This is a genomic window from Streptomyces sp. NPDC001549 (assembly GCF_042894025.1).
In the GTDB taxonomy this organism is placed as follows: Bacteria; Actinomycetota; Actinomycetes; order Streptomycetales; family Streptomycetaceae; genus Streptomyces; species Streptomyces kutzneri.
The window spans coordinates 131,413-151,172 of the sequence record NZ_JBIAVJ010000003.1 but is presented as its reverse complement, the minus strand read 5'-3'; the positions used below and the strand labels follow the sequence as shown (position 1 = coordinate 151,172).

The following is a 19,760-nucleotide window of genomic DNA, read 5'->3' as shown; positions in this document are numbered from 1 at the left end:
CGATCGGGTCAGCAGCGCAGGCCGGTGGCGGCGGCCGTGGCTGCCTGGTCCAGACTCTCGATCTGCGGCTGCAACTGGGTGCGCGCGTCCTTGCCGGTCGTGTCGCCGGGCAGGTCCTGGTAGCTCTTCTTGAGGTCCTCGGCGGCCGACTGGACCGCGGCGCGCTCCGCGTCCTTCAGCTGGGCCGCGTTCTCCTTGACCCCCTCCCAGTCCTTCTGGACGGCCTCGTAGGCGTCCTTGACCTGGTCCTTGGTCGCGTTGGCGGGATTGAGTGCCTTCAGTTTGGCGTTGTCGGCCTTGAGGGCGTTCAGGTCGGTGCAGAGGTCCGCGGCGGCCTGGCTGGCCTCCTCCGCGGGCGAGCTGTCGTCGGAGCACGCGGAGAGACCGAGAATCGCGCCGACGCAGAGCACACCGATCACCGGGAAACGCTTCATGGGGACCTTCCTCGATCTGACAAATCGGGTGTACCGGATCTTCCGGTACACCCGACAAAAATATGCAGATGAAGGGACATTCCGCATCCGCACCGCTACGCCCTGCCAGGGGGTGCCCACACCCCCCTAGGGCCGGATGTTCTGGTTCAGGTGGAACAGGTTCCCCGGGTCGTAGGCGCGCTTGACCGCGACCAGCCGGTCGTAGTTGCCCTTGTAGTTGGCCCGGATCCGGTCCTGGTCGTCGTCGGCCATGAAGTTGATGTAGCCGCCCTCCTCCGAGTGCGGGGCGGTCGCCTCGTAGTAGTCGCGCACCCAGGCGGTCGCGGACTCGTTGATGGCGGGGTCGGGCCACATGCCGGCGATCACCGTGGCGAACGAGGCGTCCCGGTAGGCGAAGGCCGTCGCGTCCGGTGCGACCCGGTGGCAGGCGCCGTTGATCGGGTAGATGTGGACCGTCGAGTTCACGGCGGGCAGGCCCGGCGCGTGCCGCAGGTGCGCGTCGATCGCGTCGTCGCTGAGCTCGGTCACGAAATTGGCCTTCCAGTAGTGCTGGAGGCCGGGCGGTACGAGCGCGTCGAAGGCGCTGTTGAGCGCCGGGTAGGGCATCGGGCCCACATGCTCGGCTACCACCGGCGCGAAGTCGTGGAAGGCCTGGAGGGCACGCTCCCCCTCGTCGAGCGGCCCGGTCCAGCACGCCACGATCAGCGCGAAGGTGTCACCGTGCCGGTCCTCCGGGATGAACGGGAGCGGCGGGGCTATCTGGAAGGCCGGGAAGCCGCCCAGTTCCTCCGGCGCGTCGGCGATGTGGTCGGCGAAGGAGCGCAGCACGGTGGCAGCGTCCGCCAGCTCGAAGAGCATCGGTCCGCCGTAGATGTCCTTGACGGGGCTCAGCCGGAACTCGAACGAGGTCACCGCGCCGAAGTTGCCGCCACCGCCGCGCAGCGCCCAGAAGAGGTCGGCGTTCTCCTCCTCGCTCGCCACGACCAGCCGTCCGTCCGCGGTCACCACGTCGGCCGAGACCAGGTTGTCGCAGCTCAGGCCCAGTCCACGGGCCAGGTAGCCGATGCCGCCGCCGAGGGTGAGGCCGCCGATGCCGGTGGTGGAGATGATCCCGCCGGTCGCGGCCAGCCCGAAGGCGTACGTGGCCGCGTTGAAGTCGCCCCAGGTGGCCCCGCCCTCCGCGCGGGCCGTGCGCCCCGCGGCGTCGACGCGTACGCCGCGCATCCCGGACAGGTCGGCCACCACGCCGCCGTCGCAGGTACCGAAGCCGGGCACGCTGTGTCCGCCGCCCCGCACCGCCAGGTCGAGCCCGTTCTCGCGGGCGAAGTCGACCGCGGCCATGACGTCCCCCGCGTTGGCGCAGCGCACGACGGCCGCCGGCCTCCGGTCGATCATGGCGTTGTGGACCTTGCGCGCCTCGTCGTAGGACTCGTCGTCCGGGGTGACGACCGCCCCGCGTACCCGTTCTCGCAACTGGTCGATCGAGAGCTTGACCATGGCTGTCGCTCCTCGTACGTCACGTCGTTCCACGCTGCGTCGTACTACGGCTGCAGGTGGCTGAAGCCCACCTCGAAGCGTTCGACCGAGACGATCCGCTGGCCCTCCCGCTGCGCGGTCTGCTCGCGGATCCGGGCGGCCTGCTCCTCGCTGTCCATCATGGTCCGTTCGTCGTCCCACAAGGTCAGCGACTTGGCCACGCCCGTGGCCCGGTCGACGAGGTAGTAGACGCCCCGGAATCCGGGAACGTCCTGGACCTGCCTGACAATCGCCTGCGAATTCCCGCTCACGTCTCCCTCCGCGGGGACCGGTGAACCCTGGTAGGTGCTCAGCCTCGCGAACATCTGCGGCAGTCCTTCCTCGCAGGGCCGCCGGTCGGGGAACAGGCGGCTCCACGACCAGGGTGCTCCGGCGCGCCGGAGCCCGCATGCCGGAGCGGCGCGACAATGGTGAGGACGGACGCGTGTGCCGTTGCGCTGCCGTCGCCCTAGCCGTTGCCGAGAGGCGGGACGCCGAGGTGCCGTACATAGCTGTGACCGCCCTGAGTCATGTCGGGCTGGTGCGCGAGCACAACGAGGACAGCCTCGTCATCGGACCGTGGACCCTGTGCGGGACCGTGACCCAGAATCCGCAGACCCTGGTCTTCCCCTTCGGCAGACCGCTCGTCGTCGCCGTCGCCGACGGCCTCGGCGGCCAGCCGGCCGGCGAGGTCGCCAGCGAGCTGGTGGTGCGCCAGCTCTCCTCGCTCGGGCCCACGCTGGACGGCCCGGAAGCCGTCGGTGACGCGCTGAGCCTGTGCAACCGCGCCGTGTACTCGGCGACCGAGGGACGGCCGGAGCTGGCCACCATGGGGACCACGGTCGCGGGCGCCCTCGTCCTGGCGGATTCGCTGCTGATGTTCAACGTCGGCGACAGCAAGGTGTTCCACGCGGCGCAGGACGGGCTGCGCCAGGTCAGCGTGGACGACAGCCCGCCGCCGGTCCCCGGGCACCGCACCACCTCGGCGGTCACCCAGGTCCTCGGCGGCACCCGCGGGTACAACGAGATCACCCCCCACATCGAGGCCTTCCCGGTGACCGAGGGCGATCGCTACCTGGTGTGCAGCGACGGGCTGACCGACCCGGTGCCGCCCGAGGAGATCGAGGGGCTGCTGCGGGTGCACGACGACGGCCGGGCCGCGTTCGAACTGTGGCGGGCCGCCATCGACGCCGGGGGCCCCGACAACATCACCCTCGCGCTGCTGCGCATCGGCGCGTAGACGCGTAGACGCGTAGACGGCATCAGGGCATGCCGGGGCGCATCAGGGGGTCGCCACGCTCTTGGTGTAGGCCTCGCCCAGGTCCCGTACGTCCACGGAGGCGTGGACCTCCAGGCCGGCGGCCTTCGCCGTGTGGCGCTCGACCAGCTCCAGCACGGCACGGGTCAGGCGCGACTTGGTCTGCGCCGTGCGGCCCCGGGCGATGGCCAGCTCGACGTGCACGACCACCGCCCGGGCGTCGGTGCCTTCCCCGACGACGGATTCCTCCAGCCGGTGGAAGCGCGTCTTGCAGTTGCCGATCGCGGTGTCGAGGATCTCGACCACCAGCGCGTGCAGTTCGAGCGCGAACGCCCGCCGGTCGAAGGCACCGGTCAGCGAGTCCGAGTAGTCGACGACTGCGTGGGGCACGGGGTCACTCCCTGCTCAACGGATGCGGGGCGACGGGCCCCGGTCCCGCGCCGGCCGGCGGGTACCTGAGCGACGGTAATCGAGCCCGCCCCGCCAGGGGTGGTGTCCCGGACATCACCTTCCGGGCCCCTCCACCTGGTCGATCAGCCGCCCCAGCGCCCTCGCTCCCAGCGGAGCCATCAGCGGGCGCAGCACCGGTTCGGCCAGCCGGACGCCCGGCAGGCGCAGGCCGCCGAAGAAGGCGAGCCGGGTGCCGTCCCGCTCCGCCACGGCGGCCATGCCGCCGTGTACGAACCGGCTCCGCATGAGGCACCAGCCCGGCCGCAGCACGACGTCGAAGCGCGCCCGCATGCCGAGCGGGCTGCGGGCCCTGGCTTCCAGGCGCTCCCCGACGGCGGACGTCACGGTGAAGGAGCGGATGTCGCCGATCATCAGGGGCATCTGGTTCTCCAGGTCGGAGACGAGCCCCCAGACCCGGTCGAAGGGAGCGTCGACCAGGTGCTCCGCGAAGCTGGTGCCCGGGGCGCTGCGGGCGATCACCCGCAGCCTGCGGACGGCGTCGAGTTCGGCGACGACCGGCCAGGATTCGTTCAACGTTCCCACACCTTCCGGAAGTTTCGGCGGGCCCGGAAGAGCCGGGTCCGCACGGTGGGTTCGGGCACGCCGAGGAGCGCGCTGACGGAGTGTTCGTCCAGGCCTTCGAGGTCGCGCAGGACCAGAACGGCGCGGTGCGCCGGGGAGAACCGCTCCAGTACGTCGCGCACGTCGGCGGCGAGCTGCGGATCGCCCGGCGCGGGCACGTCGTCGAGCGGGTCCGGTACGGACCGGGCCGCCGCGCGGGCGACCCGTACGGCCTCCCGTACGGCGATCACCCGTGCCCAGCCGAACAGGGCGGCCGGTTCCCGGAGCCGGCCGATGCCGCGGAAGATCACGATCAGCGCCTCCTGGGTGGCGTCCGGACCGTCCTGCAGGGCGATCGGGCCGCACAGCCGCCCGACGTACGGGGTCAGCAGGTCCAGCAGCTCCTGGACGGCCAGGCTGTCGCCGCGCTGGGCGGCGCGGACGAGCGGGGCCAGGTCGGCCCGCCCGTCCGTGCCCGCGACGCCGGCCGCGCCCGTGGTCGCGCTCATCGGGCTTCCTCCTTCGTGACAGGCTCTCAGGAGGGAGGAGGGCACGGACCGTCGAAACATTCCGCCGTTCATATGATTTTCCGGCTCGGATTTCTGCTACTCGGGCGCGGAATTAAGAGTGGGGCACGCCGGAATTTTCATGGCCGCCGACACCCGCTGTGCTACGGTGACGTTCGTTGCAGTTGTGGTTCCCAAAAAACTTACAAGTGCTCTCACCGGATTTTCGGTGGGTGCACTTTTTATTTCCGGTGCATGCAGTGAAATCTACTCGTTCCGGTCGGGGCAATCATCACGGCGACACCGGGCCCGCACAGTGCGGATCCGGGCACTGCCCCAAAGGAGAATTCATATGGCATCTGGCACCGTGAAGTGGTTCAACGCGGAAAAGGGCTTCGGCTTCATCGAGCAGGAGGGTGGCGGCGCGGACGTCTTCGCCCACTACTCGAACATCGCCTCTTCCGGCTTCCGTGAGCTTCAGGAAGGCCAGAAGGTGACCTTCGACGTCACGCAGGGCCAGAAGGGCCCGCAGGCCGAGAACATCGTTCCCGCCTGACGCCTGACGGTCCAGGTCCACGCCGGCGCCCGCGTCGGCGCGCAGACGCGGCCGAGGCCCGCACCCTGGGGTGCGGGCCTCGGCCGTCCGCGTTTTCCCGGAGCGCGCCGAACAGGCCACTCCCCGGAAGCCCGGCCGGTACGCGAGCACGCTTGCTAGAGTCCGTGCCCATGTCGATCCCTGACGACCTGCTCCTCGGTCTCGCCGCCATGGTCGAGTCGGAGCAGACCAATCAGATGTCCCTGACCGTCGTGGTCCACGGCGCCGTCATCACAGGCCGCCTCGCCCCCGAGAGCGTCTGGCGTCAGCGGGTGGCCGAGGTCCTGCGGGACTCCGACCAGCTGGCCCCGTTCGCCGAGATCTTCAGCTCTCCCGGACGCGGCGACAGACAGCAGGCCGGGGCACCCTCACACCTTCATTTCCACGTGGCACGCATCCTCCAGGGCACCCTGGGCATCCCCGAGACCGGCGGAATGTACCGGATCGCGGTCAAGGACGTCAGTGCCTGGACCGTCGGTGACTTCAGCTACTCCGACAAATAACCCACCGCCCCGGCACCGCGGAGGACGGCCGACCGCAATTCACCCGCGGGGGCCGTCCTCGACGAACCCGTGCCGGACAACCCAATGGCAGTACCGCCGAACAGCGCCAGACAATGTCGCCATGCGGACCCCTCCCCGGAACTGTCCGCCCTGCACACCGCCGTACTGCGCGGCCAGGCCGAGATCCCCGCGGGGCCGCCGCCCGCGACCGCCGGACGGCCGCCCGGCCCCGACGCGCCGCCGACGCCGCCGTCACCACCGACCAACCTCCGGGCCGCACTGGCCAGTTTCGTGGGCCGGGACGAGGACCCGGCCAAGTGGATTCCCTCATGGGCCGGTTCCGGCTCACGACGCTCATCGGCCCCGGCGGCGCCGGAAAGACCCGGCTGCTGGCCACGGCCCTCGCCGTGCGCGGCGGGCCGGACCACTCGCGCCCCGACGCGGCCCGGGTGGAGGACGCGGCGCGGGACGCGCTCGGCGACGCGTACGGGGAGTGCGCGGCCGGCGGCGGCGTGTCGGGGCCGGCTTCCGTACCGGAGCTCGCACGGGTCACGCTGGCCGGCTGAGCCCCTCCAGGAAGTGCTGTTGATCGGCGAGCAGGCCGGGCGGGAAGAGGGAGCGCGGGGCGAACACGGCCGTCAGGGTCAGCCGCCAGGAGGAGCGCTCGACCTCGGTGCGCAGCAGGGCGTGGGTCGCTCCCGGATACCGGCGGACCGTGAGGGTGCCGGGCGCCGGCACGCTCCGGTGGAGCGCCTCGGTCTCGGCGCCGTCCACGTTCAGGTCGTCGGCGCCGGAGATCAGCAGCACCGGAACGGGCGGCATCGCCCGCAGGTCCGCGGTCACGTCCGCGGTGTGGTTGCGGCTGATGAACGTCCAGCGCTCCGGCGTGAGTTCCCGGTCGGCGCCAGGACTCGCGCGGTACTCCTCGTACGTCGCCCCGCGCCGCAGCAGCGCCAGGGTGGCCTCCCGGGTGCGCAGGGCGGCCGCCGTGCGCTCGGCGCCGGCTCCGGCCGCGCGCAGCTCGGCCCGGGTGTTGTACTCCCCCTGGCGCTCCCAGTTGACCGCGGTGCCGACCGCGATGACGAAGCGCACCCCGGGGGCGGGCGCCCGCGCCACCACCTTGGGCATGACCCAGCCGGCCTGGCTGGCGCCCCACAGGCCGATGCGGGCGGGGTCGACCTCGGGCCGGGTGCGGGCCGCCCAGGTGAGGGCGTCGACGGTCTCGCGGGCCCGGTCGTCCATGGTCTGGCCGAGCCAGTCGGCGGGCTTGTCGAGGGAGAGCGAGGCGTATCCGGCCCGGGCGAAGGCCTCCCAGTAGGGGCGGTAGAAGCCGTCGTGGGTGGCGTCGACCTCGCCGTCGCCGTGCACGAACACGACGAGCGGGAAGGGGCCGGGGCCCTTGCCGGCGGGGGTGGCGAGCACGCCGGGGAGTTCGTGGCCGGCGGCGGGCACGGTGACGCGCTCCTCGTGGAGGCCGTAGTCGTGCTGCCACACGACGACTCCGGCGAGGAGCAGGGCGGCGGCGAGGGCCGGGAGGAAGGCGGTCAGGAGTGCCCGGCGGGCTCTGCGGGCCCTGCCGGGTGCGCGAGCCCTGCCGGGTGTGCGGGGCGGGCCGGATGTGCGGGGCGGGCGGGTCTCGGTCATCTGCGGCTCCTGATTCGTTCACTCGTTCACTCGTTCATACGTTCGCTCACATCTAGAACGATCGTAGCGTTGATGAACGTATTACGCTTGTGCGTATGACGACGGAGAGCGTGGAGGTACGGCGCGGGCTGCCCGAAGGGGCCGCCGCCCGCGTCGCCGAGCTGTACTGGGAGGCCTTCGGGGGAAAGCTGGGCCGCGCGCTCGGCCCCGCGGAGGCCGGGCGGCGGTTCATCGCCGGGCACCTGCACCCGGACCGGGCGGTGACCGCACTGTCCGGCGGTGAGGGCGGTGAGGGCGGCCGGGTGGTCGGCGTGGCGGGCTACCAGCTGGCCGGGCGCGGCCTGGTCGGCGGCGACGCGGCCGCGGTCAGGGCCGAGTACGGGCGGGTCCGGGGCCTGTACCGGGTGCTCCTGCTGGCCCTGCTGGAACGCACCCCGGCCCGCGGCGAGCTGGTCATGGACGGCATCGCCGTGGACCCCGCCGAGCGGAGCCGGGGCATCGGCGGGCTGCTGCTGACGGAGATCGAGGCGATCGCCGTGGAGCAGCGGTGCCGGAGGATCCGGCTGGACGTGGTCGCGGAGAACCCGCGGGCCCGGAAGCTCTACGAAAAGCACGGGTTCCGGGCGGTACGGGTGCAGCGCACGCCCTGGCTCCGGGACGTGCTGGGATTCGGGGGCGTGACGACGATGCACAAGGAGGTGGCGGCGCGATGAGCGGGATCCCCACACGGATGGTGGTGCACGCGCTGGTCCGGGAGGACGGGACGGTCGCGGGCGAGGAGCTGTACGAGGTCGCCGCCCTGCTCGGGATGACCGACCAGCAGGTGCGGCTGTGCGTGAAGCGGCTGGTGACCGAGGGCCGGTTCGCGGTGGAGGGGCGCGGCCGGCGGGCCGTGCTGCGTCTGGCGGGGGCGGAGCCGGGGGCCGGGCTGCCGCTCGTACCGGAGGTGGAGTTCGTCCGGCACGCCTACCGGCAGGACCGGGGGCTGGAGCCGTGGGACGGGCTCTGGCACGCCTTCGCCTTCGCCGTACCGGAATCCGCGCGGGCCGCCCGGGACTCCCTGCGGGACGCGCTGACCGGGCTGGGGGCGGCGCCGGTCCAGGGAGGTCTGTACGTCACGCCGAACGCGATCGGCCCGTACGTGCGGGCGCACGCGGCGGAGCTGGGCCTCTCGGCGGCGCTGACCTGCCTGAGCACCCGGGACCTGGCGGTGGGCGGCACCGACGACCCGCGGGCCCTGGCGGAGCATCTGTGGCCGCTGCCGGAGATCGCGGCGCGGTACGGGGAACTCCGCGCGCTCGCGGAGCAGCCCGCCGGGCCCGGCCGGGCCGACGGGCTGGCGCACGCCGTGACCCTGGCCGCCGCCTTCTCCGCCGCGATGCTCCCCGATCCGCTGCTGCCGCCGGAGCTGCTGCCGCAGCCATGGCCGGGCACGACGGCCCGGGCGGCGGCGACCGACGCCTGGGCCCGGCTGGAGGCCGCCGCTCCGGCCCCGGGGCCCCGGCTGTTCCGCCTGTACGGCGAGGCCCTGGCCTGACCCGGCGGGCGGGGGCCTGTGGACCGGCCCCCGCCCGGTCCACATCCTGGACAACTACGCTCGTTTCATGAACGCAGAAGCCGACGCCCTCGCCGCCGTGAAAGACGCTGACCGGAAGCATGTCTTCCACTCCTGGTCGGCGCAGGAGCTCATCGACCCGCTCGCCGTGGCCGGCGCGGAGGGCTCGTACTTCTGGGACTACCAGGGCAACCGCTTCCTCGACTTCTCCAGCGCCCTCGTCTACACGAACATCGGCTACCAGCACCCGAAGGTCACCGCGGCCATCCAGGAGCAGGCGGCCAAGCTGTGCACCGTCGCGCCCGGCTTCGCCGTCGACGTGCGCTCCGAGGCGGCCCGGCTGATCGCCGAGCGCACCCCCGGCGACCTCGACAAGATCTTCTTCACCAATGCCGGTGCCGAGGCCGTGGAGAACGCCGTCCGCATGGCCCGGCTGCACACCGGCCGGCCCAAGGTGCTGTCCGCGTACCGCTCGTACCACGGCGCCACCTCCACCGCGATCAACCTGACGGGCGACGCCCGCCGCTTCGGCAACGACTCCGCGACCGCCGGTGTCGTGCACTTCTGGGGGCCGTTCGCCTACCGCTCGCCCTTCTACGCGGCCACCGAGGCCGAGGAGTGCGAGCGGGCCCTGCGCCACCTGGAGGACACCATCGTCTTCGAGGGGCCGCAGTCCATCGCCGCGATCATCCTGGAGACCGTCGGCGGCGCGCCGGGTGTGCTCGTGCACCCGGACGGCTACCTGGCCGGCGTACGCGCGCTGTGCGACCGCTTCGGCATCGTCTTCGTCCTGGACGAGATCATGGTCGGCTTCGGGCGCACCGGTCGGTGGTTCGCCTCCGAGCACTGGGACGTGACCCCCGACCTGATCTGCTTCGCCAAGGGCGTGACCAGCGGATACCTCCCGCTCGGCGGGGTCGCCATCTCGGCCGCCATCGCCGAGACCTTCGCCCGTCGGCCCTACCCGGGCGGGCTGACGTACTCCGGGCACGTGCTGGCCTGCGCGGCCGCCGTCGCGACGATCAACGTCATGGAGGAGGAGGGCATCGTCGAGCAGTCCGCCCGTACGGGTGCGGAGCTGCTCGGCCCCGGCCTGCGCGCGCTCGCCGGGCGGCACCCCTCGGTCGGGGAGGTCCGCGGACTCGGCACCTTCTGGGCCCTGGAGCTCGTCCGGAGCAAGGAGACCCGCGAGCCGCTGGTCCCGTACAACGCGGCGGGTGCGGAGAACGCCCCGATGGCCGAGTTCGGGGCCGCGTGCAGGAAGGGCGGGCTCTGGCCGCTCATCGCGGGTAACCGCATCCACATCGCGCCGCCGTGCAACATCTCACCGCAGGACGTGGCCAAGGGGCTGGAGATCCTCGACGAGGCCCTCTCGGTGGCGGATGCGCACACCGCCTGACCTGCGGATCTGTGGGGTCGCCCAAGGCGTGGGTGCTGGTGTTCGGAGGATTTGTACGGGGATCAACCCCCCGTACACATGCTGCAATCCGTGCAGGCCGTAAGACACACAACAGGCCAAGCACCTACGAACCGGGATGCACGTCAGGCCCGGGGCGGTCCCTCGGTGAGGGGCCGAACGGCGGGGAGCGGGACGTCCTTGATCCGGGCGGGCGCTGGACGCCGGGCGTACGGGATCCAGACGACCGGACTCCGTGTTCCCGAGTACCCGAAGGAAGACAGCATGAGCAAGCACGTCCTGGCCCAGAACCAGTACGGCAAGGCCGAGAACCGCATCGTGAAGGTCACCCGCAAGGGCGGCGACGGTTCCTGGCACGAGATCCGCGACCTCAACGTCTCGGTCGCGCTCCGCGGTGAATTCCGCGATGTCCACCTCACCGGCGACAACGCCAACTGCCTGCCGACCGACACCACCAAGAACACGGTGTACGCCTTCGGCAAGGAGCACGGCATCGACTCCCCCGAGGCCTTCGGCATCCTGCTCGCCAAGCACTTCGTCTCCTCGCAGCAGCCCATCCGCGAAGCCCAGATCCGCATCGAGGAGTACGTGTGGGACCGCATCCCGGTCCCCACGCGCAAGGAGCAGCACTCCTTCGTCCGCAAGGGCCAGGAGGTGCGCACCGCTCAGATCACCTACAGCGAGACGACCGGCCTGCAGGTCATCTCGGGTCTGAAGGACCTGACGGTGATGAACTCGACGAACTCCGAGTTCCACGGCTACATCAAGGACAAGTACACGACCCTGCAGGAGGCGTACGACCGCATCCTGGCGACCAAGGTCACCGCGCGCTGGGCGCACTCGGCGCTGGCCGCCGACGACGCCGGGTACGACTGGGACCAGGCGTACAAGAAGGTCCGCAAGAACCTGCTGGAAGCCTTCGCGGAGACGTACTCGTACTCGCTGCAGCAGACCCTGAACCAGATGGCCGAGCGGGTGCTCGACAACTGCGCCAAGGTCAACGAGGTGCGCCTCAACCTCCCCAACAAGCACCACTTCCTCGTCGACCTGGAGCCCTTCGGCCTCAAGAACGACAACGAGGTCTACTTCGCGGCGGACCGGATGTACGGCCTGATCGAGGGCACCATCCACCGCGACGGCGTGCATCCGGTGATCGCGACGTCCGACTGGATCGTCGCGTGACACGCAGGTGAGTGACTGTTCGGCCCGGACCGCGTCGCGGGGTCCGGGCCGAACCGTTTCACCACCCGCTACGGGCTACGGCTCGTCCTGCGGCTGTCCGACCAGGAGGTTCCAGCGCCCCGCCCGCCCGGTGAGGGTGGTCACCGACTCCGGCCGTACGTCGAGCCGCCAGAAGGCCGCCGCGGGCAGCTCCAGGGCGTGCACCACGGCCGCCCGGACGACCGCCTGCTCGACCACCACCCGGTGCGTACCCTCGGCCAGGCCCGCCAGTTCCGCCCCGACGCGGGCGATCAGCGCGTCCACGGACTCCCCGCCCGGTGGCGCGTACGCGGGATCCGACAGCCAGGCGTGCACGGCCGCCGGATCCCGGCCCGCCACCTCGTCCAGGGTGCGCCCGGCCCACTCACCCGTGGCCAGACCGCGCAGCCCCTCGCGGCCCGGGCACGGCCGGGCGTGACCGAAGCGGCCCAGGCGGGCGGCTGCGTCCAGAGGGAAGCTGACCAGTCGAACTCGTACCAACGGGGTCTTCATAAGGGGAGCGTAAGCGCGGTACGGTCGCAAATGGTTCAATTGACTTACGACGGAACGACGGAAGCACCGGTGAGAATCCGGCACGGTCGCGCCACTGTGAAACCTCCCGGAGGGGGAGGGAAGTCAGACCCGCCACCGTCGTAGCGAGCACCACTGACCGGGACGCGTGTTCCCTCTGGAGGTTCTGCCATGGCCCACTCCGCCGTGCCCACGACGAACTCACCCGTGATCGCCCCCATCTCGCTGTCCGCGCTGGCCCCCTGGGCCGTGTTCGCCGGCATCCTCATGCTCGTCCTGCTGTACTTCGTCGGCGCCGAGCAGGGCGCCACCTCGGTCTTCGAAGGGGAGACCATCCACGAGTGGCTGCACGACGGCCGCCACCTGCTCGGGTTCCCCTGCCACTGATTCCCCTGCCACCGACCGACGTCCAGCAAGGGAACAGAACGATGACTTCCACTTCTCCGGGTGGGGTCTCCCCCCGCACCCTGCTCGTCCGCGGCATGCTCGCCGGCCTGCTGGCCGGCGTGGCCGCCTTCCTCGTCGCCTACCTCCTCGGTGAGTCCAAGGTGGACGCGGCGATCGCCATCGAAGAAGCCGCCGCGGCCGGTCACGACCACGGCGAGGACGCGCCGGTCAGCCGGGCCCTCCAGGCCACGGCCGGGCTCGGCACCGGCGTCCTGCTCTACGCGGTGGCGCTCGGCGGCATCGCCGCGCTCGTCTACTGCTTCGCCCTGGGCCGCATCGGCCGCTTCGGCCCGCGGGCCACGGCCGCACTGGTCACCGGGGGTCTGTACGTCACCGTGACACTGGTGCCGTTCTTCAAGTACCCCGCCAATCCCCCCGCCGTGGGCGATCCCGGGACCGCCGCCCGGCGGACCGCCCTCTACCTCCTGATGATCGCCCTGAGCGTGCTGCTGGCGGCCGGCGCGCTGATCCTCGGGCGACGGCTCGCGCCGAAGCTCGGCAACTGGAACGCATCGGTCATCGCCGGCGCGGCCTTCGCCCTGGTCATCGGCCTCTCGTACGCCCTGCTGCCCGGCATCGACGAGGTCCCGGCGGACTTCCCCGCCACGCTGATCTGGGAGTTCCGCCTCGCGTCCCTGGCCATCCAGACGGCACTGTGGACGACTTTCGGCCTGGCTTTCGATTATCTAGCCGAACGAGCCCTTGCGCCCGCCTCCGCACCCAAGGAGGCTGTGCAGCCGACGAGTTGAGCACGAGGGGGCCGGTAGTACATGGCGACGGCGATCAGGCAATGGCGGGGCTGGACGGGCGCGGCCCCGTTCTGGCTGAACTCGTTCCTGCTGCTCCTGGCCCCCTGCTGCGCCGTCACGCTCTTCGGCCAGATCGGGATCATCGCCGCGCTGGCCGCACTGGGCGGCCTGGCCCGCCACCTCTGGTACGGCGACTACGGCCACCCGGCCATGCACCTGGCCGGCGCGCTGATGGGCGCGGGCGCGGCCGCCTTCGTCATGTGGGGCTAGAGGACACCTCTCACCCGTTCGGGCGCATGGGCACCACCCCCGGCATCCGGCGGGTGGACCCTTCGCGAACTGCGAAGACTCCCCGATCGGGCGACGACACGCCCGTGACGCCATGTCAGTCCACCGTGTTGCACGGGGTACCGATGGGCAGAGGAGGTGTCCACTGCTCACATGACCCGGCCGTCCGAGCCGGACAGGAGGGAATCCCATGCCCCGCGCCAAGTGGGCCGTCGCTTCGCTGACGGTGGTTCTGCTGTCCACCGGCATCGCGGTGTTGCAACGGACCGAGGGTGCCCGGCCCGCGGCCGTGGCCACCGACGACGCGCTGCCCTCGCGGGCGTTGGGGCTGTCCGGCCATCGCCGTCTGGTGCGGGAGCTGGAGCAGTCCGGCGAGCACACCCCCGGCACGGGGGCCCGGTCGCCGAGGACCGCCCCCGGACCGCTCCGGGCGGTCACCGGACCCCTTCGGGCCGCGCGACCGCTGCGGTTGCGCATTCCGAGCCTGGGCGTGGACGTACCGCTGACCGGCGGCCGGGAGGCGGTCGCCTGGGACACCGGGGGTCCGGCGCCGGGTGCGGCCGGGACCGCGGTGATGACGGTGGAAGGGCTTCGCCTCGGCGAGTTGCGTCGGGGCCGGATCATCGAGATCCCCCGCGCGGACAGCCGTACGGCCGTGTTCACCGTCGTACGGATCTCACCCGGCAGGGCCTCCGGCCACGAGAGCGCGCCCGGCCGGGCCCAACTGCGGCTGGTCGGCGGCGAGACCGCCGTGCTGGCCCGGCTGACCGGGCAGCGCCGCACCCGCTGAGACGGGCGGGCCGGGCGGCGGCCTGTCAGCCGAGGGGGGTGTCTTCGTCCCCCGGTCGGGGGCTTCTTGGGGTCCGCCCGGGAGTCGTTCGGCGTGGCGGGGCACACCCCTCGCATGAGCGGGAGGCACCACACGCGTTCGGCACTGGCCAGGGCTCTGACCGTGGCCTGTGTCGTGCTGCTGTGCGTCTTCGGCGCCGGTCCGGCCGGCGCCGAAGCCGCCGAGATCCGCCCCGCGTCCACCGCGCCCGCCGTGCCCGCCGGGCCGGGCGCCCCCGCCGAGTCCCCCGAGCCCGGCGAGGGCCAGTCCGATCCGGCCCCTGATCCCGAGGCGCGGGCGGCCGTACGGACGATCACGCGCGGACTGCCCGGCGTACGGCGGTCACCCCTCTCGGTGTTTCACGTGGAACACCCGGCCGCCCCGGCGTGCGGGCCCGCCACGGACACGGCCGAACCGGCCCTGCCCCGGCGGGCGGTGCGGAGTGTGGTGCTGCGCTGCTGAGCGGACCGAGGTCCGAACGCAGCCCCCACACCCCCCTGAGCACCGTGAGGTTCCGCCATGCCCATCGACCCGTACGCCGCACTGAACGCCATGCTCCGCGCCGAGGTCACCCGGTTCTCCCCGCCGGTCCGGCAGACCGAGCCGCCCGCGTCACCGAAGACCACGGCCGCAGCCACGGCCACGGCCGTCGAGGCCGAGAGCGAACCGCAGCCGGCCGCCCCTGCGGATTCGGCCGCGTAGGGACCGCGCGGACGCGCCAGGAGCGCCGGGGGTACCGGCGCTCCTGTCCGTCCCGGCCGCGCGACCGGCTCAGTCCTCGTGCGTGTAGTAGCGGTAGAACGCCGCCGCACCGACGCCCGCGGCGACGGCGAGGCCCACCACCACGGCCTTGAGGATCGACTGACCGGTGAGGCTGTGCAGATAGCCCGCCGCGATGCCGCCGAAGGCTCCGTAGGCGGCGGCGTGGACCTCGCGCATCATCCGGGGACCGACCCTGGCCAGGCCGAACATGATCCCTGCGAAAATCACGCCGCACAGGATCCCGTAGAAGACGTTGGCCGTGGTCACCGGACCCGCCTGGCGCTCGATGAAAGCGGCCCAGAATCCGTAGACGAGTCCGAGGAGCACAGGCCCCACGAACGCGCTCTTGTGCAGGTGGGTCTTGCTCGCCGTCTGCCTGCGCTGCCGCCCGAAGGCGGTGGGTGCCGCATGTGCCATGACGGGCTCCTCTCTCCCATCATCCAGGGCACACCCGCCGCCCCCGGGCGGCAAGTGGATCAGCGGTCAGGGCGTGCGCACGGCCACCGCGTCGATCTCGAAGAGCATGTCGGGCAGGGCCAGCGCGGCGACGCCGATCAGGGTCTGGGCGGGCAGTTCGGTCCCCCAGGTGGCGTGCAGCTGCCCCAGAAGAACCTCCAGCTTCCGCTGGTCGTGTCCGACGATGTAGGTGCCGATGCGGACCACGTCGGAGGGACCGAGGCCGACGGCCGCGAGGGCGGTCCGGAGGTTGGCGAAGGCCCGCTCGACCTGGTCGGCGAAGTCCTCGGAGACGACGTGGCCGTGCTCGTCGGAGCCGTACTGGCCGGCTATGAACACCTGCTCGCCGGGTGCGGAGACGATGTGGCTGTAGCCGTAGCCGGTCGGGGTGTGGAGTCCTGCCGGGTTGATGATGCTGCGCGTCATGCCGAGCTCCCTTTTTCCGTTTCCGTTTCCGTACGTGCGGTGCGGTGCTCCGTGGTGTGGCTACCGCGCGGCGAGCCAGGCGCGGAACCGCCCGGGGGCCTGCGGGGCCTGCCGTTCGGCCTGCTGCCGGATCTCGTCGAGGTTCTGGGCCGCCAGCGCCCTGCGCCAGGCCAGTTCGGCCCGGGTCATGGCGTGCGCGATGGCGCAGTCGGCGGCGTCCCTCTGCGGGGCGGAGTCCGCCGGTTCGCCGGCGCCGGGCCCCTGCTGCCGGATCTCCGCGCACCGGAAGGCCTCCTCGGGCCCCTCGACGGCGGCGACCACGTCCATGAGCGAGATGGCGTCGAGCGGGCGGGCCAGCCGGAAGCCGCCCCGGGGGCCGGGGGTGGACGTGACGATGCCCGCCCGGGCCAGCGCCTGGAGCTGCTTGTTGAGGTAGGCCGCGGGCAGGTCGTGCCACGCGGCCAGACGCGCCGCCGACACGGCCCGGTCCGGACCGCTCCAGGCCAGGTTGACGCAGGTGTGCAGCGCCCACTCGACGCCCTCGCTCATCTTCATATCCTGGATATTAAATGTCCAGGATATGTGCCGCAAGGGTGCCACGCCGCGCGACGGCCCACCACCCACCCGCAGCAACACCGCTCGCGCCCGGCCCCGTGTCCGCTTTCCCTGGTGACGTGCGCACCATCCTGTCGACGGTACTCATCGTGCTCGTGGCCCTTCTGGTGCCCGCGAGTGCCGTCGCGTACTGGGCCGACCGCGAACTGGGCAATGCCGACCGGTACACCGCCGCCATGTCCCCCCTCGCCGAGAACGCGAAGGTGCAGGAGGTCGTCGTCACCCAGGTCACCCGCGCCCTCGCCGGCCAGATCGACGCGGGCCCCTTCCAGATCGGCGTGGACACCCTGCTCGGTGAGGCCCTGCAGTCCTTCGCCGGCACCTCCGCCTACCGGACCGCCTGGGACGCGGCCAACCGCGCCGCCCACGCCGCGTTCCTCGACGCCCTCACCACCGGCCACGGTGACGCCCTCACCATCGACCTCGCACCCGTCATCGCCCAGGTCAGGGGCGACCTCGTCGCCGACGACGTGCCCTTCGCCGACCGCATCCCGGTGACCCACCTGACCGTGAAGGTCATGGAGTACGACAACCTCGGCGCGCTCCGGAAGGGCTTCCACATGCTCGAAGTGGCCGGTGTCTGGCTCCCCGTACTGACCGTGGTCCTGGCCGCGGCGGCCATCGCCGTCGCCGTCCACCGGCGGCGCGCCGTGCTGGCCACCGGAGTGGGGCTGGCGGTCGGGGCCGGGCTGCTGTGGCTCGCGGTGGACGTGTGCCGCCGGCTCACCCTGGACGATCTGCCCGCCGACATCGACCGGCCCGCCGCCGGGGCGGTGTACGACGCCCTCACCGCGTACCTGCGCACCACCGCCTGGGTGGTGCTGGTGATCGGGCTCACCGCCGCACTTGCCGCATGGGTGATGGGCCGACTACGCCGCACCCCATAAGCTCGGAAGGTACCAACACACGCAGAACCACGCAGAAGATCACAGAAGAACCGATTCGCGAGCGGCGGGCACGGAAGCGGGAATGAGCACCGAACGCACCGAACACATAGCGTCGCGGCGAGCCCGGCACCATCCGCTGGCTCCGCCTTCCTGGCTGCTCAACGGGCTGAAGCCCAGTGCCGCACCGATCCCGTGGGCCGCCGTGGCCCGGGCCTCGGTCGCGATGTCCGTCCCGCTCGCCGTCGGCTTCGCACTCGACGAACCCGAATACGGCGCGCTCGCCTCCATGGGCGCCCTCGCCGGAGTCATAGGCGACACCGCCGACGCCTACCGGATGCGCATCCTGAACATCGCCGTCCCCCAGCTCTTCGGCGCCGTCGGAGTGACGCTGGGCACCCTGGTCTACGGGCACGGCTGGCTGGCCGTCGGAGCGCTCACCCTCATCGCCCTCGTCTCCGGGATGATCTCCTCCATCGGCACCGTGGCCTCCGTGTCCGGACTGCTGCTCCTGCTCAACGCCGTGATCGGCGCCGGACTGCCGCTGCCCGAGCCCTGGTGGACGGCCCCGCTGCTGCTGACCGCGGGCGGGCTGTTCGTCCTCGCGCTGACCCTGCTGGGCTGGCCGCTGCGCCGCCGGCAGCCGGAGCGCACCGCCGTGGCCGACACCTACCGGGCCCTGGCCGACGCCCTGGAGGCCGCCGGCGGACCCGGCGCCCTCTACGACGAACGCCGGCAGCAGGTCACCCAGGCCATCAACCACGCCTACGACCTCGTGCTCGGCCGCCGGGCCCGGGTGCACGGGCGCAGCCCCTCGCTGGTGCGGCTGCTGGCCCAGCTCAACGTGGTGATCCCGCTGGTGGAGGCCGCGCCCGCCGCACACCTGCGCGGCCGGCCGCTGCCCCCCGAGATCCCGGCGGCCGTACGGGAACTGGCCGACGCCGTCGAGGAGGGCCGCACCGGAACGCCCGTACTGGAGCTGCCCGCCGCGCACACCCCGGCCGAACGGGCCGTCGACGCGGCCCTGCGCCATGCCGCGAAGATCGTGTACATCGCCCGGCCGGACCTGGACAACGTGGACGACCGGCTCGGCCGGCCCGCCGCCCTGCGGGTGCGGGCCCGGCGGGCGGTACGCGACATGGTGCTGTCCCGGGCCTCCTGGCGGTACGGGCTGCGGCTCGCGCTGTGCATCGGGATCGCACAGTCCCTCGTATCGGTAATCGAGTTCGAGCGGTCCTACTGGGTCGCGCTGACCGTCACCTTCGTCCTCAAGCCCGACTTCGGCTCGGTGTTCTCCCGGGCCGTACTGCGCGCGCTCGGCACCGCGGGCGGGCTGGTCATCGCGGCAGCCGTGCTCTCCGAGGTGCCGCGCGGCTGGTGGGACGTCCCGGTGATGGTGGTGCTGGCCGGGCTGATCCCGGCCTTCTCCGCCAAGGGGTACGCCTTCCAGACCGCCGCGATCACCCCGGTGATCCTGCTCCTCTCGGACCTGCTCAACCACCAGGGCTTCGACCTGATCCGCCCCCGGCTGGTGGACAGCCTGATCGGCTGCGCCATCACCCTCGTCTTCGGGTACCTGCTGTGGCCCGAGAGCTGGCACACCCGGATCGGGGACCGGCTCGCCGACACCGTGGACGACGCCGCCCGCTACGTGGAACGGGCCTTCGCCCCGGTCGCCGACGAGGCAGCGTTCGCCGCGGCACGGACCGCCCGCCTCCAGGCCCGGCGGCGCATCTACCGGGACCTGTCGGGCGTACGCAGCGAGTTCCAGCGGGCGCTGACCGAGCCGCCGCCGACCGGGGCGCGGGCCGCCGCCTGGTGGCCGCTGGTGGTCGCCGTCGAACGGATCGTGGACGCGACCACCGCCGCGCGGGTCCGGGTCAACCACGGCGCGGCCCCGCCCCCCGCCGACGAGGTCGAGTCGATCGCGCGGCAGCTTCGCGAGCTGGCCGTGCGAGTCCGCAGCAGCAGCGTCCCGGTACGGGTCGACGCGGGGCCGCCGGGCGAGGCCACGAGCGTGCTGGCCCCGGTCCACCAGGAGATCGCGGCGGCCCTGGCCATCGCCCGGCCGGAGTCCTGACCCGCCGCCGCCCCGCCCGGGACCGGTGTCCCCCGAATGGGTCGCCTCCCGGGCC

Annotated in this window: 27 protein-coding genes; 16 read left to right on the top strand and 11 right to left on the bottom strand. The window is 72.2% G+C overall.

The window, feature by feature from the left end; translation table 11 throughout:
* Positions 1-8: 8 nt before the first annotated feature.
* The 3 genes from ACFY04_RS06020 to ACFY04_RS06010 form a co-directional block, all read right to left on the bottom strand.
* A complete protein-coding gene (locus tag ACFY04_RS06020) occupies positions 9-434 on the bottom strand; it encodes a hypothetical protein (protein WP_389114403.1) in 426 nt (141 codons plus the stop codon).
* 126 nt (positions 435-560) lie between these two features.
* Positions 561-1,931, bottom strand: a complete 1,371-nt coding sequence (locus ACFY04_RS06015) for an FAD-binding oxidoreductase (RefSeq protein WP_389114402.1) — start codon at positions 1,929-1,931, stop codon at positions 561-563.
* A 44-nt stretch (positions 1,932-1,975) separates the two neighbouring features.
* On the bottom strand, positions 1,976-2,221 hold the full coding sequence (locus ACFY04_RS06010; protein WP_389114401.1) for a hypothetical protein: 246 nt from the start codon (positions 2,219-2,221) through the stop codon (positions 1,976-1,978).
* Positions 2,222-2,448: 227 nt separating this feature from the next.
* Here ACFY04_RS06010 and ACFY04_RS06005 point away from each other — a divergent pair, with 227 nt between their 5' ends.
* Positions 2,449-3,189, top strand: a complete 741-nt coding sequence (locus tag ACFY04_RS06005) for a protein phosphatase 2C domain-containing protein (protein WP_314242903.1) — start codon at positions 2,449-2,451, stop codon at positions 3,187-3,189.
* Between the two features lie 42 nt (positions 3,190-3,231).
* On the opposite strand, the gene ACFY04_RS06000 is transcribed toward ACFY04_RS06005, so the two are convergent.
* The 3 genes from ACFY04_RS06000 to ACFY04_RS05990 form a co-directional block, all read right to left on the bottom strand.
* Positions 3,232-3,597, bottom strand: a complete 366-nt coding sequence (locus tag ACFY04_RS06000; RefSeq protein ID WP_327736495.1) for an isomerase — start codon at positions 3,595-3,597, stop codon at positions 3,232-3,234.
* Positions 3,598-3,711: 114 nt separating this feature from the next.
* Positions 3,712-4,191, bottom strand: a complete 480-nt coding sequence (locus tag ACFY04_RS05995) for a hypothetical protein (protein ID WP_389114400.1) — start codon at positions 4,189-4,191, stop codon at positions 3,712-3,714.
* On the bottom strand, positions 4,188-4,727 hold the full coding sequence (locus ACFY04_RS05990; RefSeq protein WP_389114399.1) for an RNA polymerase sigma factor: 540 nt from the start codon (positions 4,725-4,727) through the stop codon (positions 4,188-4,190). The genes ACFY04_RS05995 and ACFY04_RS05990 overlap by 4 nt, the downstream gene beginning before the upstream one ends.
* A gap of 349 nt (positions 4,728-5,076) precedes the next feature.
* On the opposite strand from ACFY04_RS05990, the gene ACFY04_RS05985 reads away from it, so the two are divergent.
* From ACFY04_RS05985 to ACFY04_RS05975, 3 genes are all read left to right on the top strand, one after another.
* Complete coding sequence (locus ACFY04_RS05985; RefSeq protein WP_030011983.1) at positions 5,077-5,280, top strand: cold-shock protein; 204 nt, start codon at positions 5,077-5,079, stop codon at positions 5,278-5,280.
* A gap of 170 nt (positions 5,281-5,450) precedes the next feature.
* Positions 5,451-5,822: a hypothetical protein gene (locus ACFY04_RS05980; RefSeq protein ID WP_382549613.1), complete on the top strand. Its 372-nt coding sequence runs from the start codon at positions 5,451-5,453 to the stop codon at positions 5,820-5,822.
* A 317-nt stretch (positions 5,823-6,139) separates the two neighbouring features.
* A complete protein-coding gene (locus tag ACFY04_RS05975) occupies positions 6,140-6,388 on the top strand; it encodes a hypothetical protein (RefSeq protein ID WP_389114398.1) in 249 nt (82 codons plus the stop codon).
* Here ACFY04_RS05975 and ACFY04_RS05970 read toward each other — a convergent pair.
* A complete protein-coding gene (locus ACFY04_RS05970) occupies positions 6,372-7,466 on the bottom strand; it encodes an alpha/beta hydrolase family protein (protein ID WP_389114397.1) in 1,095 nt (364 codons plus the stop codon). The two genes, ACFY04_RS05975 and ACFY04_RS05970, sit on opposite strands and share 17 nt — an antisense overlap.
* Before the next feature lie 95 nt (positions 7,467-7,561).
* Between ACFY04_RS05970 and ACFY04_RS05965 the strand changes: the two genes are divergently transcribed.
* The 4 genes from ACFY04_RS05965 (at position 7,562) to pucL (ending at position 11,620) form a co-directional block, all read left to right on the top strand.
* The gene (locus tag ACFY04_RS05965) at positions 7,562-8,179 is read left to right on the top strand and encodes a GNAT family N-acetyltransferase (RefSeq protein WP_389114396.1); all 618 of its coding nucleotides are present in this window, start codon (positions 7,562-7,564) and stop codon (positions 8,177-8,179) included.
* Positions 8,176-9,003: a PaaX family transcriptional regulator C-terminal domain-containing protein gene (locus ACFY04_RS05960; RefSeq protein WP_389114395.1), complete on the top strand. Its 828-nt coding sequence runs from the start codon at positions 8,176-8,178 to the stop codon at positions 9,001-9,003. Before ACFY04_RS05965 ends, ACFY04_RS05960 begins: the two co-directional genes overlap by 4 nt.
* 67 nt (positions 9,004-9,070) lie before the next feature.
* Positions 9,071-10,420 (top strand): aspartate aminotransferase family protein, encoded by a 1,350-nt coding sequence (locus ACFY04_RS05955; protein ID WP_389114394.1) that lies wholly within the window; start codon positions 9,071-9,073, stop codon positions 10,418-10,420.
* Between the two features lie 282 nt (positions 10,421-10,702).
* The gene (gene pucL / locus ACFY04_RS05950; RefSeq protein WP_389114393.1) at positions 10,703-11,620 is read left to right on the top strand and encodes a factor-independent urate hydroxylase; all 918 of its coding nucleotides are present in this window, start codon (positions 10,703-10,705) and stop codon (positions 11,618-11,620) included.
* A gap of 75 nt (positions 11,621-11,695) precedes the next feature.
* Here the strand turns inward: pucL and ACFY04_RS05945 are convergent, their stop codons facing one another.
* Complete coding sequence (locus tag ACFY04_RS05945; protein WP_389114392.1) at positions 11,696-12,151, bottom strand: histidine phosphatase family protein; 456 nt, start codon at positions 12,149-12,151, stop codon at positions 11,696-11,698.
* A gap of 189 nt (positions 12,152-12,340) precedes the next feature.
* Between ACFY04_RS05945 and ACFY04_RS05940 the strand changes: the two genes are divergently transcribed.
* The 6 genes from ACFY04_RS05940 (at position 12,341) to ACFY04_RS05915 (ending at position 15,184) form a co-directional block, all read left to right on the top strand.
* Complete coding sequence (locus ACFY04_RS05940; RefSeq protein WP_389114391.1) at positions 12,341-12,556, top strand: CbtB domain-containing protein; 216 nt, start codon at positions 12,341-12,343, stop codon at positions 12,554-12,556.
* 41 nt (positions 12,557-12,597) lie between these two features.
* Positions 12,598-13,365 carry a CbtA family protein gene (locus ACFY04_RS05935; RefSeq protein WP_389114390.1) on the top strand — a complete coding sequence of 256 codons (768 nt, stop codon included), beginning with the start codon at positions 12,598-12,600 and terminating at the stop codon, positions 13,363-13,365.
* Between the two features lie 21 nt (positions 13,366-13,386).
* Positions 13,387-13,635 carry a hypothetical protein gene (locus tag ACFY04_RS05930; RefSeq protein ID WP_314242927.1) on the top strand — a complete coding sequence of 83 codons (249 nt, stop codon included), beginning with the start codon at positions 13,387-13,389 and terminating at the stop codon, positions 13,633-13,635.
* Between the two features lie 208 nt (positions 13,636-13,843).
* The gene (locus ACFY04_RS05925; protein ID WP_389114389.1) at positions 13,844-14,443 is read left to right on the top strand and encodes a hypothetical protein; all 600 of its coding nucleotides are present in this window, start codon (positions 13,844-13,846) and stop codon (positions 14,441-14,443) included.
* A gap of 114 nt (positions 14,444-14,557) precedes the next feature.
* Entirely contained in the window at positions 14,558-14,944 is a 387-nt protein-coding gene (locus tag ACFY04_RS05920) for a hypothetical protein (RefSeq protein WP_389114388.1), read from the top strand.
* Positions 14,945-15,001: 57 nt separating this feature from the next.
* Positions 15,002-15,184, top strand: a complete 183-nt coding sequence (locus tag ACFY04_RS05915) for a hypothetical protein (RefSeq protein ID WP_389114387.1) — start codon at positions 15,002-15,004, stop codon at positions 15,182-15,184.
* Positions 15,185-15,253: 69 nt separating this feature from the next.
* Here ACFY04_RS05915 and ACFY04_RS05910 read toward each other — a convergent pair whose 3' ends face one another.
* The 3 genes from ACFY04_RS05910 to ACFY04_RS05900 all read right to left on the bottom strand — a co-directional run bounded on the left by ACFY04_RS05910 (position 15,254) and on the right by ACFY04_RS05900 (position 16,675).
* Positions 15,254-15,661, bottom strand: a complete 408-nt coding sequence (locus ACFY04_RS05910; protein ID WP_389114386.1) for a hypothetical protein — start codon at positions 15,659-15,661, stop codon at positions 15,254-15,256.
* A gap of 66 nt (positions 15,662-15,727) precedes the next feature.
* Positions 15,728-16,126 (bottom strand): RidA family protein, encoded by a 399-nt coding sequence (locus ACFY04_RS05905; RefSeq protein WP_389114385.1) that lies wholly within the window; start codon positions 16,124-16,126, stop codon positions 15,728-15,730.
* Positions 16,127-16,186: 60 nt separating this feature from the next.
* Positions 16,187-16,675 carry an RrF2 family transcriptional regulator gene (locus ACFY04_RS05900; RefSeq protein ID WP_389114831.1) on the bottom strand — a complete coding sequence of 163 codons (489 nt, stop codon included), beginning with the start codon at positions 16,673-16,675 and terminating at the stop codon, positions 16,187-16,189.
* Between the two features lie 125 nt (positions 16,676-16,800).
* Here ACFY04_RS05900 and ACFY04_RS05895 point away from each other — a divergent pair, with 125 nt between their 5' ends.
* Together ACFY04_RS05895 and ACFY04_RS05890 are read left to right on the top strand one after the other, a co-directional pair.
* A complete protein-coding gene (locus ACFY04_RS05895) occupies positions 16,801-17,628 on the top strand; it encodes a hypothetical protein (protein WP_389114384.1) in 828 nt (275 codons plus the stop codon).
* Positions 17,629-17,710: 82 nt separating this feature from the next.
* Positions 17,711-19,705 (top strand): FUSC family protein, encoded by a 1,995-nt coding sequence (locus ACFY04_RS05890; protein WP_389114383.1) that lies wholly within the window; start codon positions 17,711-17,713, stop codon positions 19,703-19,705.
* The last annotated feature ends 55 nt before the right edge of the window (positions 19,706-19,760 follow it).